Genomic DNA, 16,094 nt, shown 5'->3' with positions numbered 1-16,094 from the left:
GAAGTGGGGGCTGGATCGACATGTCTTTGAATTTCTACATACCCGACAGCTTTCGCCTGTATGTCGAAAAAGCCTCCGCGGGGCGGAATACCGTTCTCTATGACATTCACGGTAACCCTTCGGTGATGGTGTTGCTGCCGAAGGTCAATCTCGAAGACATCGATCCGTCGCTCGGAACGGGTGTACAGCCGGCATTCGTGCGACATGGCGTCGAAGTCGGCGATGTTTTCGTCGGCAAGTACAAGGCCGCGATGGTATCGGGTTCGGCGGTATCGCTGCCCCATTTGGACCCGGCCATCGACATGAACTTCGACGAGGCCGCACAGGCGGCGAGCGCAAAGGGCCCGGGCTGGCATCTCATGACAAACGCCGAATGGGCGTGTCTCGCTCTGGAGGCGTGGAAGGCGGGTAGTTTGCCGCGAGGCAATACGGTGGCCGGGAAGGCCCATGACGCGCCGGAAGAAGAGGGTGTCCTGACGCCCGATCGAATAACGGAGGAGGGTGTCGAAACACCGCGAACGCTGACGGGTTCGGGGCCGGATTCCTGGAACCACGATGGAACGCCGTTCGGCGTCGCCGACATGGTCGGGAATGTCTGGGAGTGGAATGCGGGGCTGCGTCTTATCGACGGGGAAATACAGATCGTCCCCAATAATGATGCCGCCGTGGGCGGTTCGATCTGCGACCTGGTTTCGAGTGCCTGGCGCGCGCTGATGCCTGACGGCACGATGGTCGAACCGGCCACGCCCGGAACGCTCAAGTTCGATGGCGTGGAGCCGGGACACTCCGGCAATCTCGGTATGCCCAAGCTCTCGACGACGACGGACAACTTCCTGCAACGCGATTCCGACGAGGACGCACATCTATCCGGGCCGTTTGGTTCGCTGGGAACCGATATCCCCGCCCCCCATTATCCGCTGCTCAAATCCCTCACAATATTCCCCCCAGACCCGGAGGTGACCGGCGGCGGTGTTGGGCTGTGGGCGCGTTCGTTCGGCGAACGGTCGGTGCTGAGGGCCGGCGACTATTACCACTTGCACAGCAGCGGGATATTCTGCCTCAATCTGAATTATGGACGTGAAGCCTTTGGGCCGCATATCGGTTTCCGGATCGCATTCTGTGCCTGAGGTATCTCCCGCGCGGCAAGGCAGCCGAACTCTGTTCGGCACGCTCGCCGGGTGCGTTGACATCTAGCTTGATTTGACATGCGCGCGAATGACAATTCACATGCCGGGTCGGAACGATTCTGGAACGTGGTTTTCGCGATTGCCGCGGTTCTTTTGCTGGCGCTTCTTGTTCCGATTGCGCTGCTCAGCACGTTCAATTTCGTCAACGGCGATGATGTCGGCCTGCTCAATCTCGTGCTCGACCGTGGGTGGATCGAGACCACGAAGTGGTTCGCCACCTATTCGATGGTTCGGCCTGTTTTCATCGGTTTGTACAGCGGGCTTGCGGACCTGACATTTTCCCTCGGGCTGACGCCCCTCGACTGGATCCGGATCGTCGTGTTCGTCGATTATCTGCTGCCGATTGCCGCGGCCACATGGCTGGTGCGGGTGGTCCTGCCGCGCATGCCGTTTGCGCTCGCATTGGCCTTTGCGGTTGCCATGATCCTGACGACATTGCTGGCGAGCCTTACGTTATCCGCTCCCGTCTTCAGCAACGTGTTGCTGGCCTGGGTGGTGAGCAATTATCTCCCCGGCTTCGCCTTCTATTGTGCGCTCCTGGCTTCGTTTTTTCTGTTCGTGTCCAAGTTGGAATTGCGCAAGTGGATAAGCATTCTCCTGCTCCTCGCTTTCGTCCTGTATGCCGGTACGCACGAGGTGAATGTGGTAGGCGGCCTCGTTTTCGTGGGCGCCGCAGGACTGGTGAGCCTCAGATGGGCGCGTCGAAGCAGCCCGATAGATGGCGGTTCCCGGGTCAGCCGAATGATTCGGGTGCGTCCCGAGATGCATAGCCGTTTGGTCTATCTCACGGGCATTGTGATGGTTCTGATCGCCGGTGCGTTCGTCTATCTGCATCTTACCGTGCACGCATTCGACAACCGGGCCGGCTACACCACCAAAGCGACACCCGTCGAAGCCATGGCGCGCGCAGCGGCGGATCTGGTGAACCTGGTGCCGAACACATATCTCGTTTCGAGCCCGTTATTCGGGATCCTGTTCCTGTTGGCGGTGGTCGTATCGCGACGCTATGGTCTCGCCAGGTTCATGAAGGGCGCCAACAGGAATTTTCTTCTGGTCCCCATACCGGTGTTTTTCGTGGTGAGTTTCGTGACCATTGTCGGCAGCTACATGCAAACGGGAAGCGCGATTCCGCGCCTGCTCAACTATACCGGGTTGCATTTGGTCATCGCCGTGTTCTGCCTTGGCATCTATGTCGGCACTTCGGGAGTGGTTCAACGCCGGCGTCTGTTGGGCGCGCGGGTGCTCGCCGGCGTCGGGTTTCTTGCGGTTGCGGGATTGGTCGCAGCGGACCCGGTATATCGCGTCGCTTTCAGCTCTGCGACCGGGCCGGGCCTGAAGCTGGCAGAGGGCTACGAGAAACGCGACGATCTGCTGAAAATGGGCCGCGACAAAGTCGTTCGCTATCCGCTTGTTTTCATGATGCTCAGCTCGGGAACCGGTACACCGATCCCCTATGCGCCGGTGATCGGATGGCCGCCATCGGGACCCGGCGCGGACAGTTACCGCAGCGGGCTGGCGAAACTATATGGTGTTCGCGATATAGAGTTCATCGATTGCGCCAAGGACCCGTCGCTGCGCGAGTGCTTCTACGTTCAGGTGCCCTGATGCGGGTTAACAGAACAGTCCTACGAAACCGACAGGCTTGGATTCGTTGACTCAATCGGCCGATCGTCGCCGACGAGCTTGTCCTCTTCCGCCAGCATGATGTTCACCGAACCCGTCCAGTCCCGCTGGACGGGAGCGCGCAATGCCTGCAGGTCCATCTCGGCCCATTCACGCGCTCTTGGATCAGTCGCCAAAGTGCCGATCGGGTGCAATTCGCAATATTCCACTTCGCTGACCCCGTAACGGTCCAAACAATGCGCCCAGGGTGCGAATGCCGTCATGACGGATTGTGCCAGACGCCCGATCTCGGTTCGCAGCAGGTCATGCACGGGTTTGGGTGGGGGCGTGTCGTTAAACCAGCAGGCATTGTTGCCCTCGATCTCGGGGCTGAATGCGTCACGGGCAGGCCAGTTGTCGAGAATCGAGAATCGGGTGTGATTGTTGATGGCGTCATTCACGACCGCATGCGGATAGGGTTCAACTTCAATTCTGGTCATTCGCGTGCCGCGACTTTCTTGCGAACCGAGAATTTGTACACAGCCGAAACCGGAAGCCCGGACCTTCTACCCGGCAAGCGGCGGGCGTGCTTCGAGCACGAGCTGAGTTTCTGCCGTCAGTTCGCGATGCTTGTTCGGATTGGTCGAAAGGCGCGAGATGTTTATGTCGCGCAGGATGCCTTCTCGCATCCTGCCCTCGACGGATTGTTCCGAGAAGTGTTTCAGGAAATCCTGCCGGCTGCACCCATAGACGCGTTCGATATCCTCGTTCGGCACACCCACATGGAACCGTATGATCCTGCGATTGAGACCCGTCGGCGGTGTCGCAGGGGGGGTGCCGCTGTGAAGCGTTACCGGGGAATCGATCATCGAGATCAGCTTGTTGCCCCTGAATTCCGAACGCCGGGAGAGCGCCGTTCCCTGCATCGGTGATCCGAACGGGACCGTATAGTCGAGCGCCCGCAGATCCTTCAGATACCAGTCGTTATCGACGATGCGATGCAGGCCGGTTCCGGCCCCCGGGTCCGTTTCATCGCCGACATAAATCAGGAAGGTGAAGAGCCAATTGACGTTGTGATTGTAGTGATTGTGCGGGTCCTGGCCCGCATAGTCCGGGCCGTGATGCATCAGGTTGAAGGTTTGGATCGAGACACGGCTGAGGAAGCCATCGAAACGGAGGGCAGTCTGCCAAACGAATTTTTCGAGATTGGCCAGAACCAGCGGATAGGCCCAGGCGTCGGTGAACTCGCGCCAGAACGCCGCTTTGGACTCGCTCATCGTGGACGGTTGGCGACCGTCCTCCACGATGATGTAGTGCATTTCCTGACCGGGAACCAATGACGGCAGATTGTCGAACGCCTCCGTCTCGGGCCAATTCTCCATCACCTTGGCGTACACGTCCGGTGGCAGTACATCATCCACCTCGAAATGCGGCCAGGGATCGACCTGTACTTCACTCGCCCAAAGCGACGCCCGGCAAGTCTCCAGGTTTACGCGTTCGGTCTGGCTGAGTGCGGCCGGGTGGATGAGGTTGGGGGTGAGCTGGTCAGCAGCTGAGATTTCGGTATCGACGACCATTAGAGTTTCCCGTAGGCCAGATCTCTAGACGCGTGTCGGCGCACGCGCGCGCAGAGGAGTCTAGTTCCGCTGCGCCAGATGCGAGGGTTTCAGGCGCCCCATGACGAAGAACACGAAACCGGCCCAGAAATACCGAAAGGCGCGACCTGGCGGAAGCTGCAGGAAATTTTGCAGGCCGAGCCAGATCGATTTCGGGCGTACATAGAAACGCCACATCGCCTTCTCGACGAAATCCTTGAGTTCTTCGCGGGTCCGCCCGTTCGGAATCCACACGGCCGCGTTCTCTGAGAGGAGCGCGTTGCGGTATTTGCCCGACGTGTCGAAATAGCCGTACTTCTGAGCATCGACCCACAACTCGGTTCCGGGAAAAGGCTCGGTGATGCCGAAGATTGCATAATCGACGGGAAACTCGATGGCGAAGTCGATCGTCTTCTGCGTCTGCGCTGCGGTTTCTGTCGGCAGTCCGAGCATGAAGGTGCCGGTGGTCTGGATGCCGGCATCCTTGGTCATCTGCAGGCCGGCTTTGTTGTGTTCGACCGAGAGGCCCTTGCTGATGACATCCAGTAAAGCATCGTCTGCGGTCTCGATGCCGAAGCTGATCATGTAGCAGCCGGCCTTACGCATGATCTCGAGCATATCCGGCGCCACGGTGTTGGTGCGCGAGTAGCACATCCACTTGATCTTGAGACCGCGGTCGATGATGCCCTGGCAGAGGTCGAAGACACGCTTTTTGTTGGCCGTGAAAATGTCGTCGTAGAACTGGAACCCGTCATAGCCCTGGGCCACGAGTTTCTCGAGTTCCCGGAGCATCCGTTCAGTGGAATGGTAACGGAAGCTTCGCCCGAAGGTGAGTTTCGTTTCGCAGAAGGTACATTTGAACGGGCAGCCGCGTGAGGTGAGAAGGTGGGCGACCCGTTTTCCGCGGATATAGACCGGCGGGAAGTATTTCTGCATATCGAACAGGTCGAGCGCGGGATAGGGCAGTATGTCGAGATTGTCCACCAGCCCTTCACGCTGATTGCGGACAACTTCACCATTCTCTGCACGGAACCAGATGCCTTTCACCTCGCGCATGGCGTCATCGTCGCCGAGTGCGTTCACCACATTCCGAATGATGATCTCGCCCTCCGACAAGACGACCACGTCGACGTCGGGGCTGAGAAAGGCTTCTTCCGGGAAGATGGTGACCTGCGGCCCCCCGAACACCACGCAAATATCCGGATTGACCTCCTTGGCAATCAGGGCAACCGAGGCGCAGCGCCGCATGTTGGTGACATAGATGGTCATCCCGATCATGTCGGGCTTGAACTCCTCGATATCACGGGCAACCTGACTCATCGGCCAGCCGTTGACCTCATAGTCGATGACCTTGACCTCGTTGCCCTGGTCGCGAAGGGCCGCGGCAATAAAGGCCAGACCAAGCATGGGCAACTCACCCGCTGCGCCCGAAAGTCGACCCGAATGTTCCTCCATCGTTCCCGGCGGGACGATAAGCAGAATACGTTTGGGTGCCGTTGTCAGCGGGGGGAGCGTTGTCAGACTCGCGTCGGGTTTGATGGCGCGCGAAATAGCCTTCTTCTTCGCAGCCGCGGCGGTTTCGTCGAAGGCGATAGGGGTCTTGATTTCACCCATACTTGTCTCCTGCGGTATGCCGCACCTAATGCCGTTGAAAACGCTCCACAAACGCGTTTGTCGGCGGAGGTTTCAGGCGACCTGCCCGTCCGGAAGCAGAACGGTCCAGTAATAGTCACCTATATACCCCGCATCATCGAATAAATCGAGCCAACCTTTCTCGGTCTTGTAGGTCAGTGCGGTCAGCATCCAGTCTTCGAATATCGCGCGTTCACTCTCGTTTCGGTAGGCGTCGACCTGGATGAATGCGTTCGCGCGCGAGACACGATGAATTTCGCGCAGCGCCCGGCGGCACCCATCCTCCGTCAAATTGTGGATCGTATTGATTCCCAGCACCAGGTCGAAACTGGCGTCCGGGAATGGAAGGCGGTCGCACGAACCCCGGATGAGTTCGCCTCTGGATCTCCCGTGGGCCCGTTCGAGAGCGTATCGGGAGATATCGAGCCCGTAGACCTCGAGCCCCGGCAATGCCTCAAGCAGGTCATTGACCAGGAAGCCCTTTGCGCAGCCGACATCGAGCACACGTTGGCCCGGTTTCAGCTCATAGGTTTCGATCAAGCGTTTCGCGACGGCGACCCAGCGACCGTCATAGCCATAGCCGCCATATCCCTGTTCGCGGGGGCCATCGAAATAGGCTTCACCGAACTCGAGTGCGATTCGACGGTTCTCTTCTTTGTCGGTTTTGCGCGCATCGATGTTCCGGGCAATCTTCGGGGCGGATTCGAGGAAATTAATCTTCTGCAATGTCATAATCGGGCATGTGGTCGGGCATGTATCTTCGGCTGGCGCGAATCAGTAGTGGGTGGCGGGACCTTGGTTCCGCGACATCACAAGCTGTTCTTCGCGTTCGATCTGGTTGCGGTAAGGCTCAAGCGTTTCGGGTTGGTGGGTCTCCCGGTATCGGGAAACCGCCTCCCGATACTCGTCGGGCGATGGAATACCGAACGCGCGCTGAAAATCCTCCAGGGATGCCGCGACATGCATCCGAATGATCTTGCGTTCCCCCCGGGCGTCAACATTGGTATCGAACGGCGTCGATCCATGAAAAGAAACCGGCGAATCCAGGAATGCAAGCATCCCGTTCGTGCGAAAGCCGGAATCATGCGCCGGTTCGACCGGTGCGGCGCCGTCATTTGCGAGCAGATTGTAGAATTCCCGATCGCGGAACGTCTCGAGGCCGTTGACGCGGTACAGACGGGTGCCGCGATCGACCCCACCGTTGTCATCAAGGTAGAGCAGGCCGGTAAAGAGCCAGTGCGGCCCGTGGTTCGAATGGTGGTGCGGCGGGTGAAACACAAACTCGGGCGAGGCGGTAAAGCAACAAAGCTGGACGACATTCAGGCGCTGGACAGGGCCACCGTAGCGGAGCGCCCAGAATGGCGAGAACCTTTCCGCCAGCGCTTCGATGAACGGCGTGAGATGAGATCGGGTGACGCTCTCCCAAAACTCCTGATGTCGGGCTCCGGGCGGCGCAAAAATCTTGTCGTCATGAACCAGCAACCGCCAGCCTCTCGTCGAGTTGCCCCACTCAGGCTCGAATTCATCCGGCTGTGGCCAATGGGCCAGGATATCAGCCAGGACATCCTCTGGCAGGACGTCGGTTAACTGCACATGCGGGAATGGCGCACTGTGGACGGGGGCGTCGCGCAGTTTCTGGTTCAGTAGTTCGCGATATGACATGCCAATATTTTTCGCTGCCGGTCTCTGACCGAGTGAGAGGACCTATCGGGCACACAATATACGCAAGCATGCTGGTGTGATCGCGCTAAATGTCGATACCCCGCGCCCGCGGCCGTATCGGGTCCAGGTGTGACCGGTGCCTCAGCCATTCTGGAGACTGTAAAACCGGTTGTCGTGCTTGAACGAGTCCCTTAATCCCTTTCATCTGGCATCCCGGTGATTTATTCCTTTTTGTGAGGTGACCCCGCGCGTCGTGTGAGGGGCGGGACGCCATTGCGATGTTGGGAGAAGCACGTGGTACTGCCTGTACCTACCGAACTTTACGAAAACATGCTCCGCATTCGCCTCGTCGAAGAGGCGATCGCGGCGCGCTATGTGGATCAGGAAATGCGCTGCCCTGTCCATCTGTCGGTCGGGCAGGAAGCGACCGCCGTCGGCGTTTGCGCGCCGCTGCGGCCCGAAGACAAGGTCTACAGCACACATCGAAGCCACGCGCACTATCTCGCCAAGGGCGGGGACCTGAAGGCGATGCTGGCCGAGATCTACGGCAAGGCGGCCGGTTGTTGCGGCGGACGGGGTGGCTCGATGCACCTGTTCGACACGTCGGTGGGCATGGAGCTTAGTGTGCCCATCGTCGGGAGTTCCATCCCGCTTGCGACCGGTGCCGCACTGGCGATGAAACAGCGCGGCGAGGACAATGTCGCGGTCGTGATCATCGGCGACGCGGCCATCGAGGAGGGCGTGTTCCACGAGAGCATGAACTTCGCCGAGCTCAACAAGCTTCCGGTTATCTATGTCTGCGAGAATAATCTGTTCTCGATCTACACCTCGCTCAACCAACGCCAGCCGGACCGTCCCATCACCGACCTCGCCGAGGCGCATGGCGTCGCATCCGGCCAGGCCGACGGGAACGATATCGAAGCGGTGTGCTCGACCATGGCGGCGGCTGTCGGCCGCGCGCGCGAAGGTGGCGGCCCCAGTTTCCTGGTGTTCGAGACCTATCGCTGGTTCGAGCATTGCGGCCCGAACATGGACAATCATCTGGGCTATCGCACCGAACAGGAGTTCGAGAACTGGAAGGGGCGCGACCCGGTCGCGGCCGCGCGCGCGGCGCTGATCCAGTCCGGTGCGGGCGATGAGGCAGCGCTTGCGACGCTGGCCGATGATCTGTCGCGCGAGATAGATGCGGCGTTCGAGTTCGCGAAGAACGCACCTCTACCCGGCCCCGACGCGGCGGTGCAGCATGTCTATGCCTGACACATCGAACAGTATGGCCGGTGACGGCGAGCCATTGGCCAATGCCCGGCTGATCAATTATGCCGATGCGATTCGCGAGGGCCTCGCGACCGCCATGGAGAATGATCCGTCGGTCTTCCTGATGGGTGAGGGCATCGCGGACCCGGCGTCGTTTTTCGGCACGACCAAGGGACTTCTCGATCAGTTCGGCGCGGCCCGCGCGGTCGAGATGCCGATCGCCGAGAACGGCATGGTCGGCGTCGCCATCGGGGCCGCACTCTCCGGGCAGCGTCCCGTCATTTCGTTGCATCGGGTCGAGTTCGCGCTGCTCGCGATCGAGCAGATCGTCAACAATGCTGCCAAGTCCCACTATGTCAGCAACGGTCGCCACAAGGTGCCGCTGGTCATCCGGATGATCGTCGGGCGTGGCTGGGGGCAGGGGCCCGAACATTCCCAGAGCCTGGAATCGATCTTCGGTCATTTCCCGGGGCTCAAGGTGATGATGCCGACCATGCCCATGGATGCGAAGGGCATGCTGATTGCCGCGATCGAGGATGACAGCCCGGTCATCTCGATCGAGCATCGCTGGCTGCACTATTCCGAGGGGCATGTGCCGGAAGGCCACTACGTGACCGCGCTCGATGGCCCGGCGGTCCTGAGGCCCGGCGGCGATGTCACGATTGTCGGCACCTCCTACATGAACCTCGAGGCGCTGCGCGCCGCCGAAGTGCTCGCCGAAGTCGGGTGCGAAGTCGAGCTGATCGATTTGCGAATGGTTCGTCCGCTGAATATGGCGCCGATCCTCGAATCCGTGGGCCGCACCGGTCGGCTCCTGACCGTGGACAGCAGTTGGGCCGCATTCGGCACCGGCGCCGAGGTCTGCGCCCAGGTGGCGGAGCACGCGTTTTCGGCATTGAAGGCGCCGCCCCGTCGCATGGCGCTCGCAAATCATCCGACCCCGAGTTCGCGCGGCATGGTCCCCGGTTTCTACCCGGACTCGATATCGATCGCGCAGGCCGTCGGGGAACTCTGCGGATTGTCCGCTTCGGATGTGGGCGCGGTCGTATCGAAGCTGGTCGAGATGAACGGCGATCAGCCGATCGATACGCCGAACGCCTATTTCAAGGGGCCTTTCTAGGGCAGAAGAGCGTGATGGCGCAGACCATGAACGAAACCCTCGCGCCGCCCGGACGGGTCGTCGTGATCGGCAGCCGGGGTGTTATCGGCCACGCCCTCGTTGAAACGCTCCAGAACATGAAAGACGGTTTCGCGCCGGTCGTTGCCGTGTCGTCGGGGGATGTGGATCTGCTCGCGGAGAGCGCGCCTGACAAACTGGGGGCGCTTCTGCGGCCGGACGATGCGGTAATCATGCTGTCCGGGCTGACTCCCGATAAAGGCCGGGATTCGGCGACGCTCATCAAAAATTTGGTCATGGCCCGGTCGGTGGGGGCGGCGCTGAAACAGGTGCCGCCGGCGCATCTTGTCTATATGAGTTCCGACGCGGTCTATCCGTTCATGCCCGGCGTCGTATCCGAGGCGACACCCGCGGCACCGGCTGACCTCTACGGCGTGATGCACCTGGCACGCGAGGTCATGTTCCGGTCACTGGGACTGGACGCGCCGCTGGCGGTCCTGCGTTGCACGCTCGTCCTGTCGCCGCGCGACACCCACAACTCCTATGGCCCCAACCGGTTTCGCAAGCAGGCGACAGAGGAAGGCCGGATCGTTCTGGGCGGAGGGGGCGAGGAAACCCGCGATCATGTGCTGGTCGATGATGTGGCGCGGCTGGTGATCGAAGCGGTCCGGGCGCGCTTTGACGGTACCCTCAATCTTGTGAGCGGGGTCTCCCATTCGTTCCATGATGTCGCGAACATGGTGGCCGATGCCATGGACGATCGGCCGGAGATCGTGACGACGGACCGCACGATGCCGGTGACCCACCGGCATTTCGACTCCACGCGGCTGACGCGGGCGTTCCCGGGCTTCCGTTTTACCTCACTCGACGAGGCCATAGGCGCCGTCCACAAGACGTTGGGTCTGAAGACATGACGGATACCTGTGCGCCGTCGATGGGTTTGCGCGGCCGCGAACCGGTGTTGACGAACAGGCCAGAGCGTTGAGCGCGACCAACCCCACATTCTCGGTCATCATTTGTCACTACAATGATGCGGACTATCTGTCCGGCGGTCTTGCGCGCGTGTTCGGTCAAACGCGCCCGCCCGATCAGGTAATTCTGGTGGACGATGGTTCCGATCCCGATCAACGCGCCATCGTTGAAACGGCTGTTCGGGCATACCCCGACCTGGAAGTCGTCTGGCAGCCATCCAATCTCGGTGTTGTCACCGCCGGCAATGCCGGGCTCGCGAAGGCTGATGGCGACTTTGTCGCCTGGTGGTCGGTTGATGACCATATTTCTCCGGACTTGCTCGCCGAAGCCGAGCGTGCGGCGATCGCTCACCCCGATGCCGGCGTTATTTCATCCGAAACGGATGTGGCCTACGAAGTTAACGGAGAGCTGGTGCCCGCCTACACCCACCGGTACGGGCTGGATTCATCGCGGTTGTTCGTCAGCGGCGAAGACCTGGCGACCCTTCAGAGCTGGCGCTATGTGTGGCTCGCATCGAGCGGCGCCTTTCTTCGCCGCGACGCGTTGGAATCAGGTATCGGCTGGCGACCGGAACTGGACTGGTTTGCGGATTGGGCGGCGCTCTACGATGTTGCCAATCGTCATGGGGCCGTCCTGGTCGGGCGACCTCTGTCTACTGTCCTGCGCCGTCCCGATTCATTCAGTGGAAAAGCGCGCGCGGACAAGCAGAAAACGCGTGCCGTGGTACGCGGCTATCTTGATTGGGTTCGCGGCCCCGAAAGTGGTGATATGGGAGCGGCACTGCGAAGGGGACCGCAGGCCTTGGGCCATGCGCTCGGCCGTTTGCTTCTGCGGGCTGCCTGGTGCCGGCCGTCCGACTGGCGGCTGCTGTGTTCTGTCGCGTGGGGATATGGCGCCCGGCGGCGGCGCGGCGGGCCCGACATTCCGATCGCATGGCTGCTAAAACGCAACGGCCTGGAACGCCATCGGGATAAGTCACCTTGATTCTTGTCCTGCGGCGGGATTTAACAGGTGTCAGAGAGGCGTCGCGCGTTCCGCGACGCGTTGGATTCCCGGATCATTTTCCAATTGAGCTGAAAGTCGACAATGAGCCACGCTGACACATACTTCGCAGAGACGACAAAGATCGCGGTCGCAATCGACAAGCAAGCCATTGAGGCGATGGCTGGTGAACTGGTTTCGCTGCGGGAGCGCGGCGGGCGGTTGTTCATCATCGGCGTTGGCGGCAGCGCCGCGAATTGCGGCCATGCGGTCAACGATTTTCGCAAACTTTGCGGGATCGAGGCCTACGCGCCGACCGACAATGTGTCGGAGCTGACCGCCCGGACCAACGATGAAGGCTGGAACACGGTGTTTGCGGCCTGGCTGCAGACAAGCAGGCTCACGGCGGACGACGCGATTTTGGTGTTCTCCGTCGGTGGCGGCAACGCGGAAAAGAACGTCAGCGCGAACATCGTCGAGGCGCTGAAGGTTGCGAAAGACAAGGGCGCCAGGGTCTTTGGAATTGTCGGCCGGGACGGTGGCTACACCAAGAAGGTCGGGGATGTGGTCGTCGTGATTCCGGTCGTTGACGATGCGCGGATCACACCCCACAGCGAGGGATATCAGGCCGTGGTCTGGCATTGTCTCGTCAGCCATCCGGATTTGCAGAACTATGCCACCAAATGGTGACGATGGCCGCGGCGGCCGACCCAAGGCCGGAACGGGCCTCGTCCGGGCAATATTTCTGGACCGTGACGGCGTTCTGATCCGAACCGATGTTCGTGAGGGCCGGCCCTACGCGATTCGCAAATCGGCGGACCTGGAATATCTTCCCGGCGCCCGGGAGGCAGTGCAGCGCGCGCGCGAACTCGGCTTTCTCACCGTCGTCGTAACCAATCAGCCGGATGTCGCGCGCGGTCTGGCCGATCGGTCGGAAGTCGATGCCATGCATGCGCAGTTGACCAGCGCGCTTGGTGTGGATGATGTGCAGGCCTGTTTCGAGATCGAAGGCCCGGATTCCCGGCGCTACAAGCCACGCCCGGGCATGCTTCTGGACGCGGCGGAACAGTTTGGAATCGACCTTGAGGAGAGTTACCTGATCGGCGACCGATGGCGCGATATCGATGCCGGCCAAGCCGCAGGGTGTTTTTCCATATTTATCGATTGCGGATACGACGAAGAGTTGAGACAACCCCCTGACGCAGTTGTATCGGATATAACCTCGGCGATGGATTTGATTGTCGGGCGTGAGCGCGATTGACGAAGCCGCAAGGCGGGAAGGCATTAATTCAAATGGCACGAGTCCCAGACATACCCGGCCTGTCGATCAAATTGTATGCGGATGGCGCGGACGCGGATGCGATCCGCGCATTGGCGGCCGATCCGGCGATCAAGGGATTCACGACGAATCCGACCCTGATGCGCAAGGCGGGTGTGTCGGATTACGAAGCCTTCGCCCGGGACATTCTCGAAATCGTCACCGACCGCCCGATCTCGTTTGAGGTGTTTGCGGACGAGTTCGATGAAATGGATCGCCAGGCGCGCAAGATCGCGACCTGGGGCCCCAACGTGAATGTCAAAATTCCGGTGACGAACACCAAGGGCGAGAGCGCGGCACCTTTGGTCGAACGCCTTTCCGGAGACGGTGTGGTCTGCAACGTGACGGCGATGTTCACGATCGACCAGGTGCGGGCGATGACGGATATCTACGCGGACGGTACCGCGGGCATTCTCTCGGTGTTCGCCGGCCGTATCGCCGACACGGGCGTCGATCCCGTGCCGCACATGATGTCTTGTGTTGAAATTGCCGCAGAGAAGCCGGGGCTCGAAGTCCTGTGGGCCAGCCCGCGCGAGTTGCTGAATGTGTTTCACGCGGATCAAAGCGGCTGCCACATCATCACGGTCACGCCGGACCTGCTCGGCAAACTTTCCGGTGTCGGCAAGGACCTCGAACTCTTCTCGCGCGAAACAGTCGACATGTTCTTCCAGGACGCTCGGTCGGCAGGCTACGACATTTCCGCATAGATCAAACGCGCCGCCGTGCCGGCCGCGCCTGAACTCAAACGACAGCAAATCGGACCGAACATGAAGAACATCCTGGTATTTGGCGGCGGTGGTTACACGGGAAGCGTCCTGATCCCCGACCTTCTGGATGAGGGGCATCGGGTGACGGTTTTCGATACGTTCTGGTACGGGCAGGGTCACCTGCCGACGGACAATCCGAACCTGTCCCTGGTGACGGCGGATGTGCGCGACATTGACGCCGTGCGCGCGGCCTGTGCGGGGCAGGACACCGTCATCCATCTGGCCTGCATCTCGAATGATTCGAGCTTCGAACTCGATGAGAAGCTGTCGACGACGATCAATCTCGAGGCGTTCGAGCCGGTTGTCATCGAGGCCAAGAAGGCGGGTGTGACGCGTTTTGTCTTTGCGTCATCCAGTTCGGTCTATGGCGTTTCAGATGCGCCGGATGTGACCGAAGACCATCCGCTCCTGCCGCTGACGCTCTACAACAAGTACAAGGGCATGTGCGAGCCGCTGCTGCTGAAACACACGGATGAGAAATTCGTCGGCGTCGTGTTCCGTCCGGCCACGGTGTGCGGGTTTGGTCCCCGTCAGCGGCTCGACGTCTCGGTGAATATCCTGACAAACCACGCGTTGAATCGCGGAAAGATCACCGTATTTGGTGGTTCCCAGCTGCGTCCGAACCTGCATATTCGCGACTATTCGGCCGTGGCGCGCTTGCTGGCGAGCGCCCCGGCGGAGAAGATCGCAAACGAGGTGTTCAACGTCGGCACCGAAAACATGTCGATCATGGACATCGCCATCACCGTGCAACGGGTGGTGGGCGAGATTTATCCCGATCGGGGCGAGATTCCGATCGTCGTCGAGCCGACAGACGATATTCGCTCATACCACATCAATTCCGACAAGATTCGCGACGTGCTGGGCTTCACACCGCAATTCACGGTCGAGGATGCGGTGCGCGGTCTCGTCGAAGCCTTTGCCGAAGGCCTGCTGCCCGACAGTTTTGACGATGACCGGTACTACAATGTCCGCACGATGAAGGCGATTGGCGCGGCATGACCGGGTCGCCGATCGCCGTCGTCACCGGTGGTGCGGGGTTCATCGGCAGTCATGCCGTCGACCGGCTGGTAGACCGGGGTTACCAGGTCCGCGTGATCGACAATCTGACGGGGGGCCGCGTCGAGAATCTGGCGCAGCATTCGGACAATGCCGATGTTACCTTTGAAGAGCGGGATATCCGGGCGTTTGCGCCGGATGATTCGCTGTTTCATGACGCGTCGATCGTGATTCATTTTGCGGGCATCGGCGACATCGTCCCGTCGATCGAGCGCCCGGCAGAATATATGTCGGTCAATGTTCAGGGCACCGTGACCATGCTCGAATGCGCGCGCGCTGCATCGGTCTCGCGGTTCGTCTATGCCGCGTCGTCGTCCTGTTATGGGCTGGCGGACACGCCCACCGATGAAAACCATCGCATTCAGCCGAAATACCCCTACGCGCTGAGCAAGTATCAGGGTGAGCAGGCGGCATTCCACTGGCATGAGGTCTACGGACTGCCGGTCAACGCCATTCGAATATTCAACGCCTACGGGACGCGGTCGCGCACGTCGGGGGCCTACGGCGCGGTGTTCGGCGTATTTCTGCGCCAGAAAATCGCCGGCGAGCCGTTCACCGTTGTCGGGGACGGCACCCAGACCCGCGACTTTCTGTACGTCACGGACGTGGCGAACGCTTTTGTTGCCGCCGCTGAATCGGATAGGGTGGGCGAAGTTTGGAATCTCGGCGCCGGGCAGCCGCAATCGGTGAACCGGCTCGTCGAATTGTTGGGGAGTGGGGATGTCATTTACATACCCAAGCGACCGGGCGAACCCGATGTCACTTGGGCGGATATCTCCAAGATAAGTGAAGAACTCGGATGGCGCCCGGAAGTCAGCTTCGAAGAGGGCGTTGAGCGGATTCTGGCCAATATCGACTATTGGAAGAATGCGCCGCTCTGGGATCCCGACTCGATCGCGTCCGCGACCAAGGGTTGGTTCGAGTTTATGGGCGACTAGTCGGATTTCT

Annotated in this window: 16 protein-coding genes; 11 read left to right on the top strand and 5 right to left on the bottom strand. The window is 60.5% G+C overall.

Translation table 11 applies throughout. The features are described from left to right. Positions 1-20 precede the first annotated feature (20 nt). Both ABJ363_11915 and ABJ363_11910 read left to right on the top strand, forming a co-directional pair. Positions 21-1,127 (top strand): SUMF1/EgtB/PvdO family nonheme iron enzyme, encoded by a 1,107-nt coding sequence (locus ABJ363_11915; protein ID MEP4379699.1) that lies wholly within the window; start codon positions 21-23, stop codon positions 1,125-1,127. 78 nt (positions 1,128-1,205) lie between these two features. After that, a complete protein-coding gene (locus tag ABJ363_11910) occupies positions 1,206-2,792 on the top strand; it encodes a hypothetical protein (GenBank protein MEP4379698.1) in 1,587 nt (528 codons plus the stop codon). 20 nt (positions 2,793-2,812) lie between these two features. Here the strand turns inward: ABJ363_11910 and ABJ363_11905 are convergent, their stop codons facing one another. From ABJ363_11905 to ABJ363_11885, 5 genes are all read right to left on the bottom strand, one after another. Next, positions 2,813-3,289 carry a hypothetical protein gene (locus ABJ363_11905; GenBank protein ID MEP4379697.1) on the bottom strand — a complete coding sequence of 159 codons (477 nt, stop codon included), beginning with the start codon at positions 3,287-3,289 and terminating at the stop codon, positions 2,813-2,815. A 66-nt stretch (positions 3,290-3,355) separates the two neighbouring features. Further along, positions 3,356-4,366: a hypothetical protein gene (locus ABJ363_11900; GenBank protein MEP4379696.1), complete on the bottom strand. Its 1,011-nt coding sequence runs from the start codon at positions 4,364-4,366 to the stop codon at positions 3,356-3,358. A 60-nt stretch (positions 4,367-4,426) separates the two neighbouring features. Then, positions 4,427-5,998, bottom strand: coding sequence for a radical SAM protein (locus ABJ363_11895; GenBank protein ID MEP4379695.1), 1,572 nt, complete (start codon positions 5,996-5,998; stop codon positions 4,427-4,429). 72 nt (positions 5,999-6,070) lie between these two features. Then, positions 6,071-6,742, bottom strand: a complete 672-nt coding sequence (locus ABJ363_11890; GenBank protein ID MEP4379694.1) for a class I SAM-dependent methyltransferase — start codon at positions 6,740-6,742, stop codon at positions 6,071-6,073. Positions 6,743-6,790: 48 nt separating this feature from the next. Beyond that, positions 6,791-7,678 (bottom strand): hypothetical protein, encoded by an 888-nt coding sequence (locus ABJ363_11885; protein ID MEP4379693.1) that lies wholly within the window; start codon positions 7,676-7,678, stop codon positions 6,791-6,793. 330 nt (positions 7,679-8,008) lie between these two features. On the opposite strand from ABJ363_11885, the gene ABJ363_11880 reads away from it, so the two are divergent. The 9 genes from ABJ363_11880 to ABJ363_11840 all read left to right on the top strand — a co-directional run bounded on the left by ABJ363_11880 (position 8,009) and on the right by ABJ363_11840 (position 16,084). Continuing rightward, positions 8,009-8,935, top strand: a complete 927-nt coding sequence (locus ABJ363_11880) for a thiamine pyrophosphate-dependent dehydrogenase E1 component subunit alpha (protein ID MEP4379692.1) — start codon at positions 8,009-8,011, stop codon at positions 8,933-8,935. Then, positions 8,922-10,052, top strand: coding sequence for a transketolase C-terminal domain-containing protein (locus ABJ363_11875; protein MEP4379691.1), 1,131 nt, complete (start codon positions 8,922-8,924; stop codon positions 10,050-10,052). The genes ABJ363_11880 and ABJ363_11875 overlap by 14 nt, the downstream gene beginning before the upstream one ends. A gap of 14 nt (positions 10,053-10,066) precedes the next feature. After that, complete coding sequence (locus ABJ363_11870) at positions 10,067-10,963, top strand: NAD(P)-dependent oxidoreductase (GenBank protein ID MEP4379690.1); 897 nt, start codon at positions 10,067-10,069, stop codon at positions 10,961-10,963. Positions 10,964-11,030: 67 nt separating this feature from the next. Continuing rightward, a complete protein-coding gene (locus tag ABJ363_11865; GenBank protein MEP4379689.1) occupies positions 11,031-12,005 on the top strand; it encodes a glycosyltransferase family 2 protein in 975 nt (324 codons plus the stop codon). 102 nt (positions 12,006-12,107) lie between these two features. Then, positions 12,108-12,692, top strand: a complete 585-nt coding sequence (locus ABJ363_11860) for an SIS domain-containing protein (protein MEP4379688.1) — start codon at positions 12,108-12,110, stop codon at positions 12,690-12,692. Beyond that, positions 12,676-13,263 (top strand): HAD-IIIA family hydrolase, encoded by a 588-nt coding sequence (locus ABJ363_11855; GenBank protein MEP4379687.1) that lies wholly within the window; start codon positions 12,676-12,678, stop codon positions 13,261-13,263. The genes ABJ363_11860 and ABJ363_11855 overlap by 17 nt, the downstream gene beginning before the upstream one ends. 32 nt (positions 13,264-13,295) lie before the next feature. Then, positions 13,296-14,027: a transaldolase gene (locus ABJ363_11850; protein ID MEP4379686.1), complete on the top strand. Its 732-nt coding sequence runs from the start codon at positions 13,296-13,298 to the stop codon at positions 14,025-14,027. Between the two features lie 60 nt (positions 14,028-14,087). Then, complete coding sequence (locus tag ABJ363_11845; protein ID MEP4379685.1) at positions 14,088-15,089, top strand: SDR family oxidoreductase; 1,002 nt, start codon at positions 14,088-14,090, stop codon at positions 15,087-15,089. Next, positions 15,086-16,084: a GDP-mannose 4,6-dehydratase gene (locus tag ABJ363_11840; GenBank protein MEP4379684.1), complete on the top strand. Its 999-nt coding sequence runs from the start codon at positions 15,086-15,088 to the stop codon at positions 16,082-16,084. The genes ABJ363_11845 and ABJ363_11840 overlap by 4 nt, the downstream gene beginning before the upstream one ends. Positions 16,085-16,094: the final 10 nt, after the last annotated feature.

It is taken from the genome of Alphaproteobacteria bacterium, from assembly GCA_039980135.1.
GTDB lineage: Bacteria > Pseudomonadota > Alphaproteobacteria > UBA6615 > UBA6615 > UBA8079.
The sequence above is the reverse complement of the archived record's forward strand: the minus strand, read 5'-3'. Positions and strand labels throughout refer to the sequence as shown.

Coding starts and splice junctions, on each gene's coding strand:
- ABJ363_11860 (MEP4379688.1), top strand. CDS start 12,108: ATGAGCCACGCTGACACATACTTCGCAGAGACGACAAAGATCGCGGTC.
- ABJ363_11870 (MEP4379690.1), top strand. CDS start 10,067: ATGGCGCAGACCATGAACGAAACCCTCGCGCCGCCCGGACGGGTCGTC.
- ABJ363_11850 (MEP4379686.1), top strand. CDS start 13,296: ATGGCACGAGTCCCAGACATACCCGGCCTGTCGATCAAATTGTATGCG.
- ABJ363_11855 (MEP4379687.1), top strand. CDS start 12,676: ATGCCACCAAATGGTGACGATGGCCGCGGCGGCCGACCCAAGGCCGGA.
- ABJ363_11885 (MEP4379693.1), bottom strand. CDS start 7,678: ATGTCATATCGCGAACTACTGAACCAGAAACTGCGCGACGCCCCCGTC.
- ABJ363_11910 (MEP4379698.1), top strand. CDS start 1,206: ATGCGCGCGAATGACAATTCACATGCCGGGTCGGAACGATTCTGGAAC.
- ABJ363_11905 (MEP4379697.1), bottom strand. CDS start 3,289: ATGACCAGAATTGAAGTTGAACCCTATCCGCATGCGGTCGTGAATGAC.
- ABJ363_11900 (MEP4379696.1), bottom strand. CDS start 4,366: ATGGTCGTCGATACCGAAATCTCAGCTGCTGACCAGCTCACCCCCAAC.
- ABJ363_11895 (MEP4379695.1), bottom strand. CDS start 5,998: ATGGGTGAAATCAAGACCCCTATCGCCTTCGACGAAACCGCCGCGGCT.
- ABJ363_11840 (MEP4379684.1), top strand. CDS start 15,086: ATGACCGGGTCGCCGATCGCCGTCGTCACCGGTGGTGCGGGGTTCATC.
- ABJ363_11845 (MEP4379685.1), top strand. CDS start 14,088: ATGAAGAACATCCTGGTATTTGGCGGCGGTGGTTACACGGGAAGCGTC.
- ABJ363_11880 (MEP4379692.1), top strand. CDS start 8,009: ATGCTCCGCATTCGCCTCGTCGAAGAGGCGATCGCGGCGCGCTATGTG.
- ABJ363_11875 (MEP4379691.1), top strand. CDS start 8,922: ATGTCTATGCCTGACACATCGAACAGTATGGCCGGTGACGGCGAGCCA.
- ABJ363_11915 (MEP4379699.1), top strand. CDS start 21: ATGTCTTTGAATTTCTACATACCCGACAGCTTTCGCCTGTATGTCGAA.